This window comes from Indolivaga capnocytophagoides, from assembly GCF_036511535.1.
Lineage (GTDB): Bacteria > Bacteroidota > Bacteroidia > Bacteroidales > Dysgonomonadaceae > Dysgonomonas_A > Dysgonomonas_A capnocytophagoides.
In genome coordinates, this window is sequence record NZ_AP028867.1 from 4,581,319 (window position 1) to 4,603,086 (window position 21,768).

13 protein-coding genes are annotated in these 21,768 nt (G+C 35.8%); 9 read left to right on the forward strand and 4 right to left on the reverse strand.

Annotated features, from left to right (window positions below; translation table 11 throughout):
• Positions 1-148: 148 nt before the first annotated feature.
• A complete protein-coding gene (gene ruvA, locus AABJ51_RS18530; protein WP_134435821.1) occupies positions 149-727 on the reverse strand; it encodes a Holliday junction branch migration protein RuvA in 579 nt (192 codons plus the stop codon).
• 644 nt (positions 728-1,371) lie between these two features.
• Here ruvA and AABJ51_RS18535 point away from each other — a divergent pair.
• Positions 1,372-3,525, forward strand: a complete 2,154-nt coding sequence (locus AABJ51_RS18535) for a M3 family metallopeptidase (protein ID WP_338373769.1) — start codon at positions 1,372-1,374, stop codon at positions 3,523-3,525.
• A gap of 43 nt (positions 3,526-3,568) precedes the next feature.
• On the opposite strand, the gene AABJ51_RS18540 is transcribed toward AABJ51_RS18535, so the two are convergent.
• Positions 3,569-4,477: a carboxypeptidase-like regulatory domain-containing protein gene (locus AABJ51_RS18540; RefSeq protein WP_338373770.1), complete on the reverse strand. Its 909-nt coding sequence runs from the start codon at positions 4,475-4,477 to the stop codon at positions 3,569-3,571.
• A 40-nt stretch (positions 4,478-4,517) separates the two neighbouring features.
• The gene (locus AABJ51_RS18545; protein ID WP_407920053.1) at positions 4,518-6,683 is read right to left on the reverse strand and encodes a RelA/SpoT family protein; all 2,166 of its coding nucleotides are present in this window, start codon (positions 6,681-6,683) and stop codon (positions 4,518-4,520) included.
• Between the two features lie 299 nt (positions 6,684-6,982).
• On the opposite strand from AABJ51_RS18545, the gene AABJ51_RS18550 reads away from it, so the two are divergent.
• From AABJ51_RS18550 to AABJ51_RS18575, 6 genes are all read left to right on the forward strand, one after another.
• On the forward strand, positions 6,983-7,585 hold the full coding sequence (locus AABJ51_RS18550; protein ID WP_338373771.1) for a hypothetical protein: 603 nt from the start codon (positions 6,983-6,985) through the stop codon (positions 7,583-7,585).
• Between the two features lie 162 nt (positions 7,586-7,747).
• A complete protein-coding gene (locus AABJ51_RS18555; protein ID WP_338373772.1) occupies positions 7,748-8,014 on the forward strand; it encodes a hypothetical protein in 267 nt (88 codons plus the stop codon).
• A 188-nt stretch (positions 8,015-8,202) separates the two neighbouring features.
• Positions 8,203-9,735 carry a DUF4301 family protein gene (locus tag AABJ51_RS18560; protein ID WP_338373773.1) on the forward strand — a complete coding sequence of 511 codons (1,533 nt, stop codon included), beginning with the start codon at positions 8,203-8,205 and terminating at the stop codon, positions 9,733-9,735.
• A 101-nt stretch (positions 9,736-9,836) separates the two neighbouring features.
• On the forward strand, positions 9,837-10,991 hold the full coding sequence (gmd, locus tag AABJ51_RS18565; RefSeq protein ID WP_134435827.1) for a GDP-mannose 4,6-dehydratase: 1,155 nt from the start codon (positions 9,837-9,839) through the stop codon (positions 10,989-10,991).
• A gap of 4 nt (positions 10,992-10,995) precedes the next feature.
• Positions 10,996-12,099: a GDP-L-fucose synthase family protein gene (locus tag AABJ51_RS18570; RefSeq protein WP_338376044.1), complete on the forward strand. Its 1,104-nt coding sequence runs from the start codon at positions 10,996-10,998 to the stop codon at positions 12,097-12,099.
• Between the two features lie 24 nt (positions 12,100-12,123).
• Positions 12,124-13,272 (forward strand): OmpA family protein, encoded by a 1,149-nt coding sequence (locus AABJ51_RS18575; protein WP_134435829.1) that lies wholly within the window; start codon positions 12,124-12,126, stop codon positions 13,270-13,272.
• 153 nt (positions 13,273-13,425) lie between these two features.
• On the opposite strand, the gene AABJ51_RS18580 is transcribed toward AABJ51_RS18575, so the two are convergent.
• Entirely contained in the window at positions 13,426-14,808 is a 1,383-nt protein-coding gene (locus AABJ51_RS18580; RefSeq protein ID WP_026625385.1) for an MATE family efflux transporter, read from the reverse strand.
• Between the two features lie 345 nt (positions 14,809-15,153).
• Between AABJ51_RS18580 and AABJ51_RS18585 the strand changes: the two genes are divergently transcribed.
• Both AABJ51_RS18585 and AABJ51_RS18590 read left to right on the forward strand, forming a co-directional pair.
• A complete protein-coding gene (locus tag AABJ51_RS18585; protein WP_338373774.1) occupies positions 15,154-17,649 on the forward strand; it encodes a TonB-dependent receptor in 2,496 nt (831 codons plus the stop codon).
• A 261-nt stretch (positions 17,650-17,910) separates the two neighbouring features.
• Positions 17,911-21,765 carry a hypothetical protein gene (locus AABJ51_RS18590; RefSeq protein ID WP_338373775.1) on the forward strand — a complete coding sequence of 1,285 codons (3,855 nt, stop codon included), beginning with the start codon at positions 17,911-17,913 and terminating at the stop codon, positions 21,763-21,765.
• Positions 21,766-21,768 lie beyond the last annotated feature (3 nt).

A 21,768-nucleotide genomic window follows, 5' to 3' on the forward strand; every position in this document is an offset into this window, starting at 1 on the left:
GCTCAGGTTATTATACTTGCCAAAGCAATAAATAGGTCTGTGACCTTATCCTTAGTTATACGTATTGTTTCTTTACTCTAATGTCTGAAATAGTGATTGTATTCTTATTATACCGAGACGGAATATCTGATCGGCATTGGATAATTACTTACAATATTTTCAGTGCTGTTTTTATAATCTGTTCGATTGTGCTGTCGGGCTTGTCTTTCAGGATTTTAGCTACGGCTTTTTGCGATGGAACCTGTGCGAATCCCAGCATAACCAATGCGGCAATAGCTTCGTTGGCAGCTTCGCTATTAATGCTTACATTACTGATCGCGTCTCCTGTAACTTTAATTTTGTCTTTCAGGTCTACGATTACCCGTTGAGCCGTTTTTAAGCCTATACCTTTTACTGTTTTTAGCATATCCGCATTTCCGGATGATATGACGAGTTCGAGTTCCGTAATGGTCATCGAAGACAAAATCATGCGTGCGGTACTTGCACCTATTCCAGAAACGCTTATAAGTAAGATGAATAAATCTCTCTCTTGTTTGTTGATGAATCCGAATAACTGATGAGCATCTTCTCTGATAGATTCATATATAAATAACTTTTCGGACTTTTTATGTTCTAACGCCGAATATGTATTTAGAGAAATATTTATAAAATATCCGATTCCGCTTGTTTCAATAGTGACAGAAGCGGGTGTCAGTTCAGCGATTTCGCCTTTTATATAATCAATCATATATTAAGATATGTATAAGTCTGTTAAATGAGGGCTAATATACTTAATCTTTGAGTAATTACCCCTTAAAAAGTGGTTATATTCTTATTCCGGAACATGCAAAAGTAATGTTAATCCTGCTCTTTATCAAACCTGCACATCAGAAAGACCTCATATTAAAAAAAGATTTAAGGTTTTTATTAAATATTAAACGAACTAAGCATAATAAGTATTCACTTATTTTATCTATATGGAAAGAGGTTTTTGAAATCAATTATCAGTCAGCAGTTAACATAGTGAAAATTAGACTGACGGGTAAAAAGGGAACAATAAAAAAATGCATTTTCGGTGTGACTTTTGTTACCTTTTGAGGATATTTCGTAAGGGCGCATAATTATACCTCAGGATTTGAAACATCGGGCGAAATATTTTTCTACGGTCAGGATAGGTTTCACTGGTGAAAGGTGGCAGTAGATAAATCATCAGGTCATTGAGGAAAAGAAGGTGACATCTGAAGTAAAACTAAGAGTTACTTTTGTTACCTTTTTATAAATATATAGTGGATGATTGATCTCTCTATTTGCAGTTTAAAAGAAAAAAAGAGACCTTTGTGCAAAAGTGGTATGCTTTTTGATTTGTATTCATTAATTCATATTTGTTTTTTTATGAAAAAAAGCTTTATCTTAATTTTATTATTATCAATTATGACAGTAAATATACAAGCTCAAAATCCATTTTTCTCCGAATATAAAACACCTCATGGTACACCTCCTTTTGATTTGATCAAAAACGAGCATTATGAGCCGGCATTCGAGAAAGGGATGAAAGAGCAGAATGTAGAAATTGACCAGATTATAAATAATCCTGAGATCCCGACATTTGCCAATACTATTGAGGCATACGAAAAATCAGGAGAGTTATTATCAAGAGTAAGCTCTGTATTTTTTAATCTACTGAGTGCAGAGAGTGATGACGAAATGATGGAGATATCTCAGCGTATGTCTCCCAAGTTATCTGATCATGGTAATAACATCAGCTTAAATGAGAAATTGTTTGCGAAAGTAAAAGCTGTATATGATAAGAGGAATGATTCGGGGTTGACTCCTGAACAAATTCGTCTCACCGAAAAAATTTACGAGGGATTCGAGAACAGAGGGGTAACTTTATCTGCAAAAGATAAGGAAACGTATAAGGCTTTGTCTTCAGAATTAAGTAAGCTGACATTAAATTTCGGACAGAATGCATTGAAAGAAAGCAATAAGTTTGAAATGTTATTGACAGACGAGGCTGATTTGGATGGATTACCTCAAAGCGTGCGTGACGCAGCTGTGGCTAAAGCTAAAGGAAAAGGCAAAGAAGGATGGATGTTCGACCTTTCTGCTCCCAGTTATATTGCCTTTATGAAGTATTCGAAGAGACGTGATCTTCGTGAAAAATTATATATGGCATATAACACCAAATGTGTAGCCGGCGGGGAATTTGACAATCAAGAAAATGTACGTCAAATAGCCAATACCCGTTTAAAGATAGCTCAACTGTTAGGTTATCCCGATTATGCGACATTTACTCTTCGTAATAAGATGGCTAAGAACAAGGATGGTGTAAATAACCTGTTGAATAACCTGTATGATGCTTTTGAAGAGAGGGCAAAAGAAGATGTTGCTGATGTACAGAAATTCGCTTCGAAATACGAAGGAAAGGATATAACACTTCAACCTTGGGATTGGGCTTACTATTCCGAAAAATTACAGGATGATAAATATGATCTGAATGACGAAATGGTTCGTCCATATTTCGAACTTGAAAATGTAAAGAAAGGTGTATTCGGACTAGCTACAGACCTATATGGTGTCACATTTAAAAAGAATACGGATATTCCGGTATATCAACCGGAAGTTGAGGCTTTTGATGTTTTCGATGAAAAAGGTCAGTATATAGCTGTTCTTTTCACTGATTTTCATCCTCGAGCCGGAAAACGTCAGGGTGCATGGATGACAGAGTATAAAGGTCAATATACCGAGAACGGAAAAGATTCACGTCCTCATGTATCTATCGTGATGAATTTTACCCGTCCAACCGAAACAGAGCCGGCTTTGTTGAGTTTTGATGAAGTTGAGACATTCTTGCATGAGTTTGGTCATGCTCTTCACGGAATGCTTACAGCATGTAACTACGAAACACTTTCAGGAACTAATGTTGCCCGTGATTTTGTGGAGCTTCCGTCTCAGGTAATGGAAAACTGGCTGACAGAAAAAGAGTACTTAGATCGTTTTGCGAAACATTATAAAACAGGAGAGGCTATTCCTGCCGCATTGGTTCAAAAACTTGTAGATGCTTCTAATTTCAATGCAGGATATTTATGTTACCGTCAGTTGTCATTCGGATATCTGGATATGGCATGGCATACATTGCAGACTCCTTACGAAGGAGATGTAAAAGACTTCGAGCGTAAAGCAATGGCTGGAACAGCTTTACTTCCTATTGCTGATGGCGCGAATATGTCAGCTTCATTCGGTCATATATTCTCAGGAGGTTATGCAGCCGGATATTACAGTTACAAATGGTCTGAAGTATTGGATGCTGACGCATTTGCAGCATTCAAAGAAAATGGAATCTTTAATAAAGAGACAGCCGAATCGTTCCGCAAGAATGTATTGGAGAAAGGTAATACCGAAGATCCGATGGAGCTGTATGTGAAGTTTAGAGGACATGAACCGACTATCGATGCTCTATTGGAAAGAAGCGGGGTGAAGAAAAAACAAACACCTCCCGATGCTAAAAAAGTAGTTGATAGTGTAGACAAGGATAAGAACAAGTAATTAATAGCAAAAAAGCCTTAGGAATTTCCTGAGGCTTTTTTCGTTACCTCTGTGGGGGGATTTTATCCGGATAAGAATCCCACGCTCTTATTTTGATAATCATTTGCTGTATGTCGTTTTGAAGGGAATATGGGACTTTCCTGTTTATTGTAGCCATATACAAACGGTCAAGAATCTGAGTGAGTTCATCAGGTACAGAGCCTTGGTCGGGAGACCAGAGAGACCGGACGATAACTTCGCCGTCTTTATCGGTTGCAGACAGATAATAGGTGACTCCATCAAGTCCTTCGGGTATAATCTTGCTCATCTTTGCCAGAGTTTCAGAGAAAAGGCTTTCTATTGCAGAGTATAATTTTTGATCAATAATCAAAGAATCGGTTGCAACGTCTTTTTCACTAAGAGATATTCCATGTCTATTATCTTTTTTGCGATTCGCATAATCAGGCAATGTTTTAGATAACAGGAAATAAGTCTCCTTTTCTGTTTTTTCTAAAGATAAGGAGTGGGGTTTGTCCCAGCTTGGCAGTACCGTATATCTGGCGACTGGCTTTTCGCTTAATCCTTTATGAATAAGTTGTAATGTCGGATAATAAACATCATCGGGATCATTGGGATATGAATCTTCGCATCTTCCTATAATCATTGTAATATCGAGATTCTTTTGATTTTCTACACGAACTATGTTTTCCATATATCCTATATATCTAAAAGAGAGGGTGTCTCCTGGAGATGCAGATATAATGTAATGCCCATCTATATCGGAATAAGTGTGTTTATTATTGGTTCTGTTTACGACAGTAACTCCGACCATTGCTTCTTTAAAATAATCGGTTATTATTCCCGATATTTCAGTCTTGGCTTGTTGTCCTTTTTTGTCCGATCCAAAAAGAGATAAACTGAATACAGATAATAGAGTCAGAGCTATTAAGCTCCCAAAATGTGTTGTTTTCATTGTTCTCTAACTTAAAGTTTGTGACGGAAGTTTATATCAGCTAATTGATACGTGAAATAGACTTCACCCCACGTACCGTTCTCAGTTTCTTCATTAAACTGTCCAGTGTATTTGTGTCTTGTAATGTAACCGAAAGATTTCCCTGAAAAAGGCCATCATTAGATTCTATGCTGATGGAACGCAGGTTAGTACCAGACTCTTTCGATATTATGGAGGTCAGATTCGTAACAATACCAATATCGTCTGTACCTACTACTCGAAGTACAATGGTATATGTGGAGCCTGATTTTCCAGACCATCTGGCAGGAATTACACGGTATGCAAAGCGAGAGAACATATCGTGGGCATTGGGGCAATTAGTTCGGTGTATTTTGATCCCTTGTGAAGAAACAAACCCGAAAATTTCATCACCATAAATAGGATTACAGCATTTAGCCAACGTATAATCTATTCCCCTTAAATCTTTGTCGAGAATCAGTTCGTCTGTTCCATTTTCCGAACGTTGTTCGGTTTTAGAAGACTGGATAATGTACTCTTCTGCACTGACAGCTTCATGCTTGTCGTGTATTTCGGCTTCACGCTTCTCCAGATCCAGATATTGGTCTATAACTGTATTGACATCAAGAGTTTCCTGAGCTATTTTAATGTAAAAGTCGGTGACTGTTTTAAATCCGAGTTTTTTTATCAGCCGCATCATAACTCCTTCGTCTTCATCAATCTTGCGATTCTTGAAACGGCGTTTTAATTGTTCTTTGGCAAACTCGACTTGTTTGTTCGCTTCTTCTTTGAGTTTCTGACGTATCTTATTTTTAGCCTTCGATGTGGTTACAATGTTTAACCAGTCTTGTTTAGGTGTCTGGTTCGGGGATGTCATAATCTCGATCTGATCGCCGCTGTTGAGTTTGTGGCGGATAGATACATTCTTTCCATTGACCTTACCTGACATACAAGTTGACCCTATTTTGGAGTGTATAGAGAAAGCAAAGTCCAGAACAGTAGCTCCTTTCGGTAATTTATGAAGATCTCCTTTCGGGGTGAAGACATATATCTCTTCATCATATATATCCAGTTTGAAGTCTTCCAGCTTTTCATTAGACGCAACACCTTTGCTCTCTAATGTCTCGCGTAGAGTAGTAAGCCAGTCATCGACATTACTTTCGCTCTTGACACCTTTGTATTTCCAGTGAGCAGCAAGTCCCCGTTCTGCAATTTCATCCATGCGGCGGGTTCTGATCTGTACCTCTACCCAACGGGATTGAGGCCCCATTACGGTAATGTGGAGCGATTCATAACCATTGCTTTTAGGGATGGATAGCCAGTCTTTGAGCCGTTTGGGATTCGGCTGGTATAAATCGGTAATGATTGAATATACCTGCCAGCATTCGGCTTTCTCTTTAGGAAGTGGAGAGTCCAGAATAATGCGGATTGCGAATAAGTCATATATTGATTCAAATTCGACTTTCTGTTTCTTCAGTTTATTATTAATGGAGAATATGGACTTGGTACGCCCTTTCATATCGTACTTCAATCCGGTTTCCTTCAGTTTTTCCTGTATCGGAGCGATAAATTCTTCGATATATTTATCACGGGCAGCTTTACTTTCGCTCAGTTTAGCTGATATATAATCGTATGTGCTTCTGTCGATATATTTCAGATATAAATCTTCCATTTCCGACTTGATATTATACAGACCCAGCTTATGTGCCAAAGGTATATATATGTATGATGCTTCTATTGACAGTTTCAGGCGTTCGGCTTCATCTGTCTCATAAGCTGTACGCATCAAAAACAGCCTGTTGGCTATCATGATGAGTATAACACGCATATCTTCGGCAAAAGATAATAGTAGTTTTATGAAATTTTCGGATTCTAATGTTGTCTGGTTTGCTTCCAGATCATTGACCTTGGTCAGTCCTTTTACGATATCCGCAACTTCTTTGTCGAACTTCTTTTCGATCTGCTCTATTGAGAGCAGATTATTCATTACCGGTCGATACAGAATATTGGCTATAACCGATGCTTTTTTTAGTCCGATTTCATTAATGACAATCTGGACTGTATTCAGAACGATTATCAGGAAGTAATACTTATTGTTACCTTTTTTATATATTCCTTGTGTTATACCGTCTTTAATGATGTTTCTTAAAAAACGGTCTTCTTCTTGAGTTATTTGAAGATCTCCGGATTTGGCAGACAACAGGTTCATTAAAGATTTTAACTCATCTTCCAACGCTATTTCATTCTTCATCGCTTGTGCCTGTTTTACTAAGATTACCTAAATTAAGGTCATAGACCTTTTCTGAATATTTTACAGGCTTATACAAGAAAGCCCGTAAAATCAAAGATGTATTTACTGAGAAATGTTTCAAATGTAAAAATACAGATTTTAAGAGTAAAAATACATTAGAAAAATGCTTTTATTTTTTATTCACTATTTTATAATTCATTTTGCAACTTTTGATCTTGGAACATTTGTATCTTTGCATTAAAGAAAAGGTGATATATATGGAAATAGATAAAATAAAAAAAATAGAGAAGAATAAGGGTTTTAAACGATCTTTCTTCAGTAAATTAGTATGGCGAAAATATGCACTGGTGCCTCCGGCATTGGTGTTATTTGTCTCTTTATTTGGTGTTGTCTACATGTATAATACAGATAGGCTTTTATCGTATTATTGTCTGCCGTTTATTGTGCTGTTGCTGATTTCTACCATTTGGTTTAAATCCACCCGTAAATATCTGATAAATCAGGATGTTGAAAATTCTCAGGATTTTGTATTGTGTCTGGTGTTGCCTCTGTTTAAAGAGCGAAATAAACAGTTTTATCTATTCAATACCGGAGCTAACCGTTTTAATAAATTCTTTTTGGAAAAAGCAAAGTCTGATATTCTGGAAGATAAAGAACAATATGATACAGTATTGAAAACCCTTAAGAAAAATACTTTCGTGAGATTAGACGATGAGGACGTTTGTATTACTTCCGACCTTAAATTCAATAAAGGTCTTTTAGTCTTCAAAATAAAGCACGATGACAGCAAGTTTCTCGCATACTATGGAGAAAGTAAAATAAAGGCTGTTTCATCAAAGGAAATAATGAGTTTTTTGTGATGATTTTTAGAATTTGACTGTTTTATTACAAATTTTCGCCAAAATATTATGTTTTTCTTATTATAACTTATAACTTTGTGCCAATTGAACTCGGGATATTTTATTTATAATATGCAAAAAATTAGCAACATAATACTAAAAGGTGTATTAGCTGTCTCTTTGATGATTACAATACCTTCGTTTGCACAAGGTACACCTACTAGCTTTCTTCCGATGGAAGATGCCTTATCCGCCGCGCGAAATAATTCAGGAACACAATTTAATAATGTTAAGCCTTATCGGCAATCTTTTAATTTAGGAAGTCAACGTCTTCAAAAGACCAGTTATGTGAACTTTACTACAACCGATATTTGTGCGTTTATATTATTGGCGGGAATATATGTAATGTTTGTTAGGAGAAATTCTAAATCAAGAAATGCTTCATTTTAGTTGCATTTTTTTTAATTTATATAGATATAACAAGAAGGGGCCTGATAATTCAGTTCCCTTCTTTTTTTTGTCTGTATCTATAACCTTTTAGTCTGATATTTTCGTATTTTTGTAAGAAAGCTTACTCCTTCATTGGCGGGTGCTTATTGTTTTAAAGAAAAATATATACCCTTATAATATAGAGTCCTATGCACAAATATTTCTCAGATCAGGATAAAATTCAGTTAGATAATAAGAATATATCTATAACAGATGTCGAAAATCAGATTTCTTCTTTTGAAAAAGGGTTTCCTTTTTTAGAAATCACTAGTATCGCTACAGTCGGCAAAGGGATTGCTCAGTTAAACGATTCGTTGAAAGCTGAATTGGTCGAACTCTGGAATGAGTATTGTAACGGAAATGGAACAGTGGTAAAGTTTGTTCCTGCTTCGGGAGCGGCCAGCCGTATGTTTAAAGATGTTTTTGCTTTTTTAGATGGAGATGGTAGATTGCCGGAATCCGGATTTATGAGGACTTTCTTTGATAATATCGATAGATTTGCTTTTTACAATGATCTGGATGCTAAGTGTCAATCTAATTTTAATAAAAACGTAGAAAGTCTGCTTGTTGGCGGAGATTACAAAGCTATAGTCGAGGCTTTGCTTGGTGCAGATGGTCTGAATTATGGTAATTTACCCAAAGGGTTGCTTAAATTTCATGCGTATTCAGAAGGTAGCAGGACTCCGGTCGAAGAGCACCTTGAGGAAGGGAATTTATATGCAAAGACAGGCGGGAAATCTGTGAATATTCATTTAACGGTATCTCCAGAACATAGAGCCTTATTTGAGGCTCTGGTCGCATCTGTGAAACCTTTATATGAGAAAAAGCACGGAGTGGTGTTGAGTATTAACTTTAGTGAGCAGAAATCACAAACAGATACTCTGGCCGTAAATGAAGATAATACACCATTTAGAGAAGATGGTAAATTGTTATTTCGTCCTGGAGGGCATGGGGCATTGATAGAAAACCTGAATGATTTGGATGCAGATGTTGTATTTGTTAAAAATATAGATAATGTTGTTCCTGATCGCTTAAAAGGTGACGAATGTTTATATAAACAGGCTTTGGCCGGATATCTTATAAAGGTACAGACGCAATGTTTTGAATATCTGAAGTTGCTGGATTCTGGAGAGTATACAAGAGAAGACTTGTTAGGCATTTTGCATTTCTTGCAAGATGTGATAAATGTGAAAAATCCTGACACAAAATATCTTGAAGATGCAGAGCTTGTTTTGTATTTGAAGTCTAAATTGAATCGCCCTGTGCGAGTATGCGGAATGGTTAGGAATATTGGAGAGCCGGGTGGAGGTCCTTTCTTTGCAGTCAATAAAGATAAGACAGTATCCCTTCAAATATTGGAAAGTTCTCAGATTGATTTGGATAATTCTGAAAAGAAAGCAATGTTCGAATCCGGAACACATTTTAATCCTGTTGATTTGGTTTGTGGCTTGAAGAACTATAAGGGAGATAAATTTGATCTGAGAAAATACATAGATTTGGATACCGGTTTCATTAGCAAGAAATCTAAGAGCGGTAAAAATCTGAAAGCATTGGAATTGCCAGGGCTATGGAACGGTGCAATGTCTGATTGGAACACCATTTTTGTGGAAGTGCCATTGTCTACATTTAATCCGGTGAAAACCGTAAATGATTTATTAAGGAAAGAGCATCAGCAAGCCTAAAGAGTTTACTGAATTCTTTTTGTGTTAAATTTTTTTTGTTTAAATATATAAAATTACCTACCTTTGGAGCTTTAATTTTAACGTGTAATAGACAACTTTATATGAGTAAAGTAGCTTTAATAACAGGGATTACCGGTCAAGACGGTGCGTATTTATCTGATTATTTGATTAAAAAGGGATATAAGGTGCATGGTGTAAAGAGAAGATCCTCTTTATTTAATACAGAACGTATCGATCATTTATATCAAGATCCACATGAAGAAGATCGAAATATGATTCTTCATTATGGTGATATGACTGATAGTATGAATCTTACACGTATTGTAGGAGAAGTGCAACCTGATGAGATTTATAATCTCGCAGCAATGAGTCATGTGAAAGTGAGTTTTGATACTCCTGAATACACGGCGAATGCTGACGGTATTGGAACGTTGAGACTTCTCGAAGCTATACGATTGTTAGGCTTAGTTGATAAAACCAGAATTTATCAGGCTTCTACATCTGAATTGTATGGCTTGGTGCAAGAGATTCCTCAAAAAGAAACTACTCCGTTTTATCCCCGTAGCCCTTATGCTGTAGCTAAATTATATTCATATTGGATTACAGTAAATTATAGGGAAGCTTATGGGATTCATGCGAGCAATGGTATTTTGTTTAATCACGAATCTCCTTTAAGAGGCGAGACATTTGTTACAAGAAAGGTAACAAGGGCTGTGTCTCGAATTGTATTGGGTTTGCAGAATAAAGTATACATGGGAAATTTGTCCAGTAAGCGAGATTGGGGACATGCCAAAGATTATGTCAAGGCTATGTATCTTATATTGCAACAAGACAAAGCTGATGATTACGTGATTTCTACGGGAGTAACCACTACTATTCGTGATTTTATTAAAATGTCTTTTTCCGAAGTTGGTGTTGCCGTTGAATTTAAGGGTGAAGGTGAAAAGGAAGAAGGTTTTATATCTGCGATACAAAACGAAGACCTTTTCGTGAAGAGAGTAGGTGCTGAGTATCTTGATGCTTTAAAAGGTCGAATTGGAGATGTTGTTGTTGGTGTTGATCCTGCTTATTTCAGACCGACGGAAGTAGAAATTCTTATAGGAGATAATTCTAAAGCCCGAACTAAATTAGGGTGGGAGCCATCATATGACCTTAAAGGATTGTGTGAAGATATGATGGTTAATGATATTCTTTTGATGAAAAAAGAAGAGTTTCTAAGAAAAGGCGGTTATAAGATTTTGAATTACTTTGAATAAAATGATCGAAAAATCATCTAAAATATATATTGCCGGGCACAACGGTTTAGTAGGATCTGCAATATTAAAAAACTTAAGAGAAAGAGGATACACTAACTTTTTGTTAAGAACTCATTCAGAACTGGACCTGACTAATCAATTGGCTGTTTCTTCTTTTTTTGCAAAAGAAAAGCCTGATTACGTTATTGTTGCAGCGGCTAAAGTTGGTGGAATTGTAGCTAATAACATATACAGAGCCGACTTCATATACGAAAATATAATGATTCAAAGTAATATTATTCATCAATCATTTGTGAATAATGTGAAAAAAGTTGTATTTTTGGGCAGTACATGTATTTATCCAAAGGAAGCTCCACAGCCAATGAGTGAAGAAGTTTTGCTTTCTTCTCCATTGGAATACACAAATGAGCCTTATGCAATAGCAAAGATTACAGGGATAAAAATGTGTGAAAGCTATAATATACAATATGGGACTAACTATTTATCTATAATGCCTACAAATCTGTATGGCCCTAATGATAATTTTGATCTGGAAAAGTCTCATGTCTTACCTGCAATGATTCGTAAGATTCATTTAGGTAAGTGTTTGTCCGATGGTGATTGGCAGACGATAAGACAAGATTTGAATTTACGTCCGATTGAAAAAGTGACAGGTGGTAATACCGAAAGTGAAATTTTGTCTGTTTTGAATAAGTATGGTATAACATTGAAGGATTCAAAGGAGGTGCAGGTTGAATTATGGGGAACCGGAACTCCTTTGAGAGAGTTTCTGTGGAGTGAAGATATGGCAGACGCTACAGTTCACATAATGGAATCGGTGAACTTTTTAGATTTGGTAAATGTTATAAATAGTAAAGAAATTCGAAATACACATATAAATGTTGGTACAGGAAAAGAGATCTCTATAAAAGATTTAGCTTTATTGATTAAAGAGAAAGTAGGTTTTAAAGGTCAGTTGTGGTTTAATTCCGATAAACCGGATGGAACTATGAGAAAGTTAACTGATGTATCGAAATTGAACTCTTTAGGATGGAAGTATAAAATAGATATTAACCAAGGGATTTCTCTCATGTATGAATGGTACAGAAAATACAATTTGAATAAATAACTGTTTAACTATAATTAATTGATTATGAAAAAGGTAAGTCTACTCATGTGTTTAGCTCTTGCTGGAGTGTCTGCTACTGCTCAAGAAAGCGGTGTAAGTGCTGAAGCAGGAAGAAAAGCAACTTTTGCTCGTAACGGATTCTGGGATAACTGGTTTGTCGGTGCAGGTGCAGGTGCTAGTGCGTATTTTGGTCCTTCTGACCAACATGCAAGTTTTTTGGATCGTTTAACTGTTAATCCTCAGGTTTTTGTAGGAAAATGGTTTAATCCATACTTAGGAGCAAGAGGTGTTATCCAAGGTGGTAAATTACACACTTTCGATGGTAATGAAGCTCAAAAAATGTTTAGCACAACATACTTCAATGCTCATGCTGATGTAATGTTCAATGCTACTAACTATTTCCGCAAATATAACGAAAGTCGTGTATACAACTTCATTCCTACTGTAGGAGTGGGTTGGGCTCACGGTGACTGGAACGATAAACTGTTGAAGAAAAAAGGCCCTGATGCTGTAACTTTCAATGCAAGTTTGTTGAATACTTTCAGAATCACTGAAAGACTTTCTTTCTATGCTGAAGTAGGTGGTGCTTTGATCACTAACGATTTCGATAAAGGACCTAAAGGTTCAAAACGTTGGAATGGTATTCTGACAGGTGCTGCTGGTCTTACTTTGAAGGTAGGTAAAGTTGGCTTTAGCGAAGCTGTGTTGATGGATCAAGGTTTAATCAACGATTTGAATGGCCAGATCAATAGCTTGAAAGCTGAAAACGATAGATTGAGAAATCAAAAACCAGCTCCGGCTCCAGCTCCAGCTCCATGTCCTCCAGCTCCAGCTCCAGTTGTTGAAAAGAGCTATGTTCCTAATGTTGTATTCTTCCGTATTGGTAGCGCTGTTATTGATAATAACCAAGCTATCAGTATCTACAATACAGCAGAATATCTGAAAGCTAATCCTAACGCTAAAGTTAAGATTGTTGGTTACGCTGACAAAAAGACAGGTACAGCAGCATTCAACATGAAACTTTCAGAAAAACGTGCAAAAACAGTTGCTAAAGCTCTTATTGAAAAATACAATATCAGCAGTAGCCGTGTTTCTACTGAATGGAAAGGTTCTACAGAACAACCATACAAAGAAAATGCATGGAACCGTGTTGCAATATTCTTTGCTGAATAATACGATTCAAAATAGATATGAAAAAGAGTTACCAATTTTGGTAACTCTTTTTTTCTTTAGTTTTGTTTTATTCTATACAAAAAAGGAAGACATTCTTGAGCGTCTTCCTTTTTTATTAATGAGAGAAATTAGTGTCTCTTATATTCTAGGTTATTAATTATTCTGAATAAGCGCTTCACGTTTCAATACTCTGATCTGCATGAGGAATAGGCATAGAGTTGTAATTGTCGCTAAAAAATCGGCGATGGGGATGGATAACCACACTCCATTTAATCCTATGTGCATAGGCAATATATATAAAGCAGGAACTAAGAATAATACTTGGCGTGTTAAACTTAGAAGTATTGATTTGCCGGCTTGTCCTATACACTGAAAGAAGTTTGTAACAACGACTTGAAACCCGACTAGAGGAAAACAAATGACAAGTAATCTTAAAGCGTTAACGGAATCCTCTGCTAATATTGGTCCCGGATTAAAAAAGCTGACAAATATCTGAGGAAAGAAAAATCCTAGAATAAATCCAAATGTTGTGATTCCGATACCAATCTTGATTGTATATACAACGGCTTCCTTTACTCTGTTGTAGTTTTTGGCTCCATAGTTATAACCTACAATAGGCTGCATTCCTTGTGTTAGCCCGATAACAACCATAACAATCAGCATTAATAGAGTATTTGCTATTGTATATGCTCCGATAGCCATATCTCCCGCATGGATGTCGTCTCCTGTTGTTTTTCTCAGTTGGGAGATTATAAAGAAGATAACAGCAGAAGCTGCTAGCTGCATTAGAAATGGAGATAACCCGATTGATGTAATTGACCAGACTATATCTTTGGGCAGTTTGAAATTTTTTAAACGAATCTTAATGAAGCTTTTCGGATTTACGAAGTGCTCCATCACAAATACGAATCCGATTACCATGGCTATAAATGTGGCTGTTGCAGCACCTTTTATACCCCAGCCAAGAACATGTATGAAAATCGGGGCAAGTATAATATTCGCAAAAACACTAATAAGCATTGTTATCATTGCTTTTTTAGGGTACCCTGATGCTCTCATCATATTGTTAAAGTTGAAACAAAGTGACAAGAATAAATTACCGGGAAGAAAAATCTGTAAGAAGTCACGTGCATACGGTAGTGTGACATCACTGGCTCCTGCATATCTGAGTACCGGTTCAAGGAATAATAATAATCCTAATATAACTAATCCGCTTAGTATTAGTGTCATTAGGAAAGAGGTTCCTGCGATTTTCTCGGCAGTGATTATATCTTTTTTACCAAGATAAATAGATATCCGGCTGGCAGATCCTGCTCCAACCAGCATTCCCACTGCAGCTGTTATATTCATAATAGGCAGTACCAGCCCTAAAGCCGAGATTGCGTCATCTCCAACCCATAGCCCGATGAATACACGGTCTATAACGTTATAAAGTGAATTTACCATTGTTCCGACAATAGCAGGTAACGCGTATTGCCATAGAAGACGAGATATTTGTTTATTCTCAAGTTCTTCGATATTTGCAACGTGTTGCATCGATAATTTTATTAAATAGAGTGAAGAGCATGTATTAAATAAAGACGATTATTGCTCCTTATAAATCGTCTTGAATTTATGCTTTATAAGCAAATTTATCTATAAATGCAGATTCTGAGAATTATTTACAGACAATGAAAAAAAATGATAAAAAAGATTTGACTTTGTGATTATTTTGATCATATTGCGACTTATTTGAATAAGCTTTATCCAACTCTTTAGCTATCTAAATCAGACACTAATGCAAATGTACAATTTATTTGTATAATGTATGGGGTGTGGACTTTACTAACTACTTGGATTCAACACAAATTTTTTGAGTATCAGGAACTAAAAAATACATCAATGAAAATTATCAACTTATTTTATCTAATATTCTTATTATGTCCTATAACAATGTATTCTCAGAATATACAAGGAACGAAGATAACGATAAAAGGCACTGTTTTAGACTCTCTGACAAATGAAGTTGTTCCGTATGCAACACTGCGAATAACAACAAAAGATAGACCGGATGTTTTAGAAAAAGCAGCAGCTACTGATGATAACGGAAAGTTTAGCCTAACTCTGAATAAGAGGGGCGATTTTGTAATGAACATACAATATTTAGGGAAGGATCCGTTGTCCCGTTCCTTTACAATAAAGAATGAAAACTTGTTGGATTTTGGCAAAGTTTTATTGAAAGATAGTAAAACAACCTTGTCTGAGGTCGTTGTTTCTGCACAAAGGCCATTAGTAAAAGTTGATCTTGACAAAATAACTTATAGTTTGGAGGATGATCCGGACTCGAAGACCAGTACCCTTATGGATATGTTGAAGAAAGTACCAATGATTACTGTGGATGCAGAAGATAAAATTGAATTGAAAGGCTCAAGCAGTTATAAAATATATATGGACGGTAAACCTTCAAGCATGTTGGCAAATAATCCTAAAGATATATTAAAGAGTATGCCTGCCAGTTCTATAAAAAATATAGAAGTAATAACTGATCCAGGTCCCAAATACGATGCGGAAGGGCTTGCCGGTATAATTAATATTATTACCAATAAACAATCGTCTTTGGGTGGATATACAGCTACTGTGAACAGCCGTGTCGATACACGCGGAGGTTATGGTCTCGGGGCTTTTTTGTCCTTGAAAAAAGGCAAAATCGGATTTACGGGGAATTATAATTATTATAATTATCAAAGTCCATGGGCAGATGGTGCTCACTCTTCTCGAGAAAATGTTCAGTCAAAAGAACACCACTTTATGGAATCAAGCGGTCGGAGTAAGTTTACCGGTGATGGTCAATATGGAGGAGGAGAATTGAGCTATGAAATAGATACGTTAAATCTTATAAATGCAGGATTTAATAAATATGGAGGGAATGGAACTTCACGATCGAGAGGAAATTTATTATTCTCAGATGAGAATTACATCCCTAAACAAGAATATAATCAGGCTACTGATACAAAATATACTTATGGGACAACAAGCTTCAACATAGATTACCAGCGGATATCAGCAAAAAATAAAAACCGAATGGCTACAGTTTCTTATCGCTTCGAATCTTCTCCGAATGACTGGGCTTCTAATGTTGAGACTGAAAATGTGTTGAATTATTGGGATTCGAGGTTTAATCAAAATTCTGATGGTTCTACTAAAGAACATACATTTCAATTGGATTACACTACTCCCTTTGCTAAGATTCATACATTGGAAGCTGGGTTAAAGTATATCATCAGACTAAGTGAGAGTAATAGTGGCAGAGAGAATTTCGATTTTATAACAGGTACATGGGAGAAAGTCCCGGAATCTGAAAATGATAAATTCAAGCATAGACAAGATATTTATTCTGCATATTTAGGATATAGTGTCAAACTGAAGAAATGGAGTTTTAAAACAGGATTACGTTATGAAGGAACAAGTCTTGATGCAAAATTCCCTATAAGCTCCGACCGTAATTTTAAAACAGATTATTCGGATATTGTACCTTCTGCAACTGTTTCTTATCAACTCAAACCTGCCCAAAACTTACGTTTGGGATATAATATGCGTATATCCAGACCTGGAATATGGCAGTTGAACCCATATCCCAATCAAACAGATACAAACTATATATCGTATGGTAACCCTAATTTGGATGCTGTTAAATCACATAATTTGAGCTTAAATTATAGTTTCTTTAGTGCTAAATTCAATTTAAACTCTAGCTTATCTTATGATATAGTGAATAATTCGATAGAGAATATTACAGAAATTAATGACAAAGTGGTCAGTCAAACTTATGCTAATGTTGGAAAAAGAAGAGAAGTTTCATTTTTCAATTATGTGAGTTGGTCTCTGTCTTCTAAAATGAGACTAACAGTTAATGCTTCTATGTCGTATCTGGATATTAGAGGTAATGCTTCTGCGGATGAATGGATGGGAAATCATGGATTTAGCGGACGTTTATTTACAAATCTGCAATATACTCTACCAAAAGACTTCAAATTATCTGCAGGATATGGAGGTATGTCTAAGTCATATACATTATTGGGTACAAGAGGAGGTTTCTCTTTTCATAGTTTCAGCTTAGCAAAAAGCTTTTTGTCGGATAAATTGACATTTAATGTAGCAGCCATTAATCCTTTTCAAAAAGAACTTAAATTTAAATCGAAAGAAAGAACCCGTGATTATGTATTTGAAAATGTTGGCATACATAAAAATCAATCGGTTAATTTCTCTGTTTCATATCGTTTTGGTGAAATGAAATCTCAGATAAAGAAAGCCTTGCGATCTATCAATAATGACGATGCTATGAGTGGCGGCGGAGCTTCTAATGCCAGTGGCGGCGGACAGCAGCCTACGGGTAATTAATTATATTTTCAACTATATATTGAGGTGTATCTTTTATAGATGCACCTCTTTTATTTTTTACTCAATGTAACTAGGGTAATCTTTTTCATAAAAAATTGACTCTGTCAAACAATATATATCAACGACTGTTAAATAGATGAAATACTTTTACTATCATTACAAATTATATGATTGCCTTGAATAGAAAGAAATAGAAGTTGGCTCTCTTCCGGGGTAAGTTTGTAAATAAAAGATCAGGTATCTTAATTGGAGTCCGTATATATGGGAAGAAAAAAGCGTAAAGTCCTAAAGATTATTTTTATAGCGATTATATTTATAGTTGTTGGTGGATTCTTTGCAAACTGGTATCTGAAGAACAAGCTCGAAAGTTATTTAAGGGATGTCTTGCGGAAAGAGGTTGCCCAAGCTACCGATGGCTTTTATAATATGGAATTCACAGATCTTTCGGTAGGGTTTCTGGATGGCTCTCTATTGATCAAAGATGTGCAACTGTCTCCTGATACTCTGGTGTTTAATTCATGGGCAGCAAAAGACAGCCTGCCATCTACTTATTTCAAGGTATATATTGGTTCTATTCATTTTGAAGGAATAAACCTAACATGGCGGTTTAATTATAAAAAGCTGAATTTTAAACTGTTTGAGATAAAGAATCCAACTATTGAAGTATTTGATTCGCAATACTCGGATAGGTTCGAAAAGAAAACGAAGAATACTTCAGATAAGTCCTTGCATGAATTAATATCCCCATATATAGATGTATTGTCTGTTAAGAAAATGAATCTGGAGCATGCCAATATAACTTATGATTCTTTTGATGGGCATACTTCCTCTATCTATTCTTTGAAGGATGTAAGTTTTCATGCTTATGGTTTTAGGTTAGATGAGAATTCATCTGAATCCGGAAAACTATTATACTGTGATAATTTTGATTTTAAAACAAACCAACCTCAAGTCTTATTGTCTAATAATCAGTTTATTTTTAATACCGATAAAATAGAATTAAGCACAAAAGACTCCATCATAAGTATTCAAAAAGTTCATCTTATCCCTCAAAAAATGCTATGGACGCAGTATAATCGGATACCCGATAGTTATGTTGAGTCTACTATTAATTCTATCAGTTTGAAAGGAATTGCTTTTGATAGAGAAAACGCATTGAGCAATCTGAAGGTGAGGTTGTTTGAAATAGCGGACTCTGATATTAAATATTTTAATAATCAGAAAAAAAATCAACAATCTGATAAAAAGTCTAAGGCTAAGCCGGTAACTCTTTCTTGGACTTTGTACGAAATGGTTTCACCATTGCTTAATAGTATAACTATAGACCGTATAGGTGTAAATAATGCCCGACTCCAATATACTGACGCCGTAAAGGACTCGTTGGATATTTACCGCATGGATAACTTTAATTTTGAAGCTTATCACTTCAAAGTTGATCCTGACGCTGATAAAGAAAGAAAGTTCTTGTATTCGAATGGTTTTTCGATAGATGCCTGGGGAATAGAGGGGAATGTCAATTCGAAGAATGAACGGTTGAAAATTGGTAATTTGGCATTGAATACAGTGTTAGGACGTTTTCAAATTGCAGATGTTATGCTCAGCCCCATTACTGCAAATACAAAATATGATTATATTTCGGGAACAATAGATTCCATAACGGTTACAGGAATAAAGTACGATCAGGGACTGAATATCGATTACTTTTCGATTGATGCTCCAAAAGTAGAGTATGTAAAGATGCCTTCGAAGAAAACAATTAAGGATCAAGAGGATGCTCAGTCGGCAGCAGATAATCCCCTTCAGAATCTGGATATTATAAGTCCGTTTGCAGATCATTTGAGGATCAGTAATCTGTCCTTAAATAACGGAAATATTCGTTTTAAAGATAAGAGAGTAAAAGGAGGAATGGATTACTATTTACCTAAAGTAGACTTTAATGCCACAAACTTATTATTAAATAAAGAAACAGTAGAGCATTCTGATACATATCTGACATTTGATGATTTTAAACTTCGTTTCGAAGGTTTTGATAATCTATTGCCGGGGAAAGATTACCGATTGAAAATAAAGGATGGGCTTTTATCAGGAATGAAGGGACGATTGTTCTTGAGAGATGTGGAGTTGATTCCTCAGGAAAAAAACTGGGCTAAGGCTCCGGATATGTACTTTGCATTTAGTTCTCCTTTGGTCGATATGAGGAATATTACTTATAATCCATCTAAGCGAAATCAGAAAATCGAGATAGGTGCTTTTGAACTCATGACACCTAAAATCAGGATAATAAAGGAAAGAAACGGTACATCAAAACAAACCAAGGGAAAGGACGAAATACCTGTTGATCTGATCATGACACGTTCTAATATTACTGATTTATCTCTTATTTATATCGATAAATCAGTCAAAGATACAATTCAGTTACTTACCAAATCGACAGGAATAAATACTCTCCATTGGGGTAGCAAGCAAGGACTTAAAACGGATAAGATAATATTACAATCTCCTGATTTGGCAATAAGAAAGTCTGGAAGTCAGAAAAAGTCGGTATCTTCTCCTTCAGAGTCAAGCAAAAAGAAAGAGGTGTTGCCGATAGATATAAAAGAAATCACTTTAGTAAAAGCTCATGTCGATTTGGTTCAGCCCGATTTAGAGATAGATTTTGCTACAGGTCTATTGTCTCTTAATTCATTAAATTGGAATAAAGCCGTTTTTAGTATCGGTGATTTCTTTGTTGATAAGCCGGATATCAAAATAAGTCAAATATTGAGAGTTAAGTCCTCATTGAATAGAAGTTCAGATAATAAGGGTAGTATTTATGAACAGCTTGGAGATATAGCTCCGCTTATATCTGTCAATAATTTTAATATTTCTCAGGCCTCGATCGATTATAATAACCGGTTGGCAGGAGAGAAAGCTACTCATCAGAAACTGAATACAACAAGTATAACATTCAAGGGGCTGAAATTGGACAATCAACAGAATAACTTTATTTTAGATGATATTGACTTTAAAACGAAGGATCTGCATTTTCCCTTGGATAACGGATTTTATACACTGAAAGTTGCGGATATCGAGCTAAGTAAAAGTAAGAAGATATTGCAACTGGGGAAGATTCATTTGGATGCAGCATTTCCTAAAAATGAGTTTGCATATCATCATCCCAAAAACAAAGATTGGTTTGATGTTACTGTCGGTGATATAACGTTCTTCGATATAGATTTTCCTTCTTATTTTTCGGATAAGATATTTAAAGCTAAGAAATTGTCAGTAAGTGATGTGTCGTTGTTGAATTATAAAAATCAGAAAATAGAGATCCAGCATAATGTAATGCCGCTGATTTATGAGGGATTGCATAAGATGCCCGTTAAATTTGATATTGATAGTCTCGATGTTCGTAATTTTAATGTGGTATACGAAGAACTATCTAAAAATGGAACAACTCCCGGTAAAATCTTTTTTACAGAAATGAACGGAAAGATTAAAGGGTTTACCAACTTTGCTCAAAACAAACACCATTTTATGGCTCTTATGGCTGATGGTCGATTAATGGGAGCAGGGCATTTTAATGCCCGTTGGGATATTCCGGTTGATTCTGTAAATGATTATTTCAGGCTTAGTGCTCATTTAACTAATTTCGATTTACGGGAATTGAATCAGTTGATAACACCTTTGGCTCCGGCTCAGGTCGAAAGTGGAGTAGTGAAGGATCTTAAATTTATTACTGATGCTTCCAGCGAGGGAGCCACTGTCGACATGACTTTTTTGTATAATAATCTCCGCCTGAAAGTTTTGAAGAACCAAGACGGACAATTAGTGGAGAATAAACTGATAAGCAGGGCTGCCAATGCTGTTCTCAAGAGGGATAATCCGGATATAAAGAAAGGAAAAGAGAGGAAACCCCGTAAGGTACATTCCGAGATTGTTAGAGATCCGTATCATTCTACATTTAATTATTTCTGGCAGATACTGCAGCCTCCGGTTGTAGAATCAGTTGGGGTCTCTCAGGGAAAACAGAATTTTATGAAAAAGGTAACCGGCTTTATCGGTAAAGTAAAGAATCTGTTTTCTAAAAAGAAAAATGATAATGACGATAATAAGGAGATTGAAGCAGAAGAGTGATCT

Bases quoted from the DNA above. Each gene is read 5' to 3' on its own strand.
- AABJ51_RS18575 (WP_134435829.1), top strand. From the start codon at position 12,124: ATGAAAAAGGTAAGTCTACTCATGTGTTTAGCTCTTGCTGGAGTGTCT.
- AABJ51_RS18550 (WP_338373771.1), top strand. From the start codon at position 6,983: ATGGAAATAGATAAAATAAAAAAAATAGAGAAGAATAAGGGTTTTAAA.
- AABJ51_RS18535 (WP_338373769.1), top strand. From the start codon at position 1,372: ATGAAAAAAAGCTTTATCTTAATTTTATTATTATCAATTATGACAGTA.
- AABJ51_RS18555 (WP_338373772.1), top strand. From the start codon at position 7,748: ATGATTACAATACCTTCGTTTGCACAAGGTACACCTACTAGCTTTCTT.
- AABJ51_RS18585 (WP_338373774.1), top strand. From the start codon at position 15,154: ATGAAAATTATCAACTTATTTTATCTAATATTCTTATTATGTCCTATA.
- ruvA (WP_134435821.1), bottom strand. From the start codon at position 727: ATGATTGATTATATAAAAGGCGAAATCGCTGAACTGACACCCGCTTCT.
- AABJ51_RS18590 (WP_338373775.1), top strand. From the start codon at position 17,911: ATGGGAAGAAAAAAGCGTAAAGTCCTAAAGATTATTTTTATAGCGATT.
- AABJ51_RS18540 (WP_338373770.1), bottom strand. From the start codon at position 4,477: ATGAAAACAACACATTTTGGGAGCTTAATAGCTCTGACTCTATTATCT.
- AABJ51_RS18580 (WP_026625385.1), bottom strand. From the start codon at position 14,808: ATGCAACACGTTGCAAATATCGAAGAACTTGAGAATAAACAAATATCT.
- AABJ51_RS18545 (WP_407920053.1), bottom strand. From the start codon at position 6,683: ATGAACCTGTTGTCTGCCAAATCCGGAGATCTTCAAATAACTCAAGAA.
- gmd (WP_134435827.1), top strand. From the start codon at position 9,837: ATGAGTAAAGTAGCTTTAATAACAGGGATTACCGGTCAAGACGGTGCG.
- AABJ51_RS18560 (WP_338373773.1), top strand. From the start codon at position 8,203: ATGCACAAATATTTCTCAGATCAGGATAAAATTCAGTTAGATAATAAG.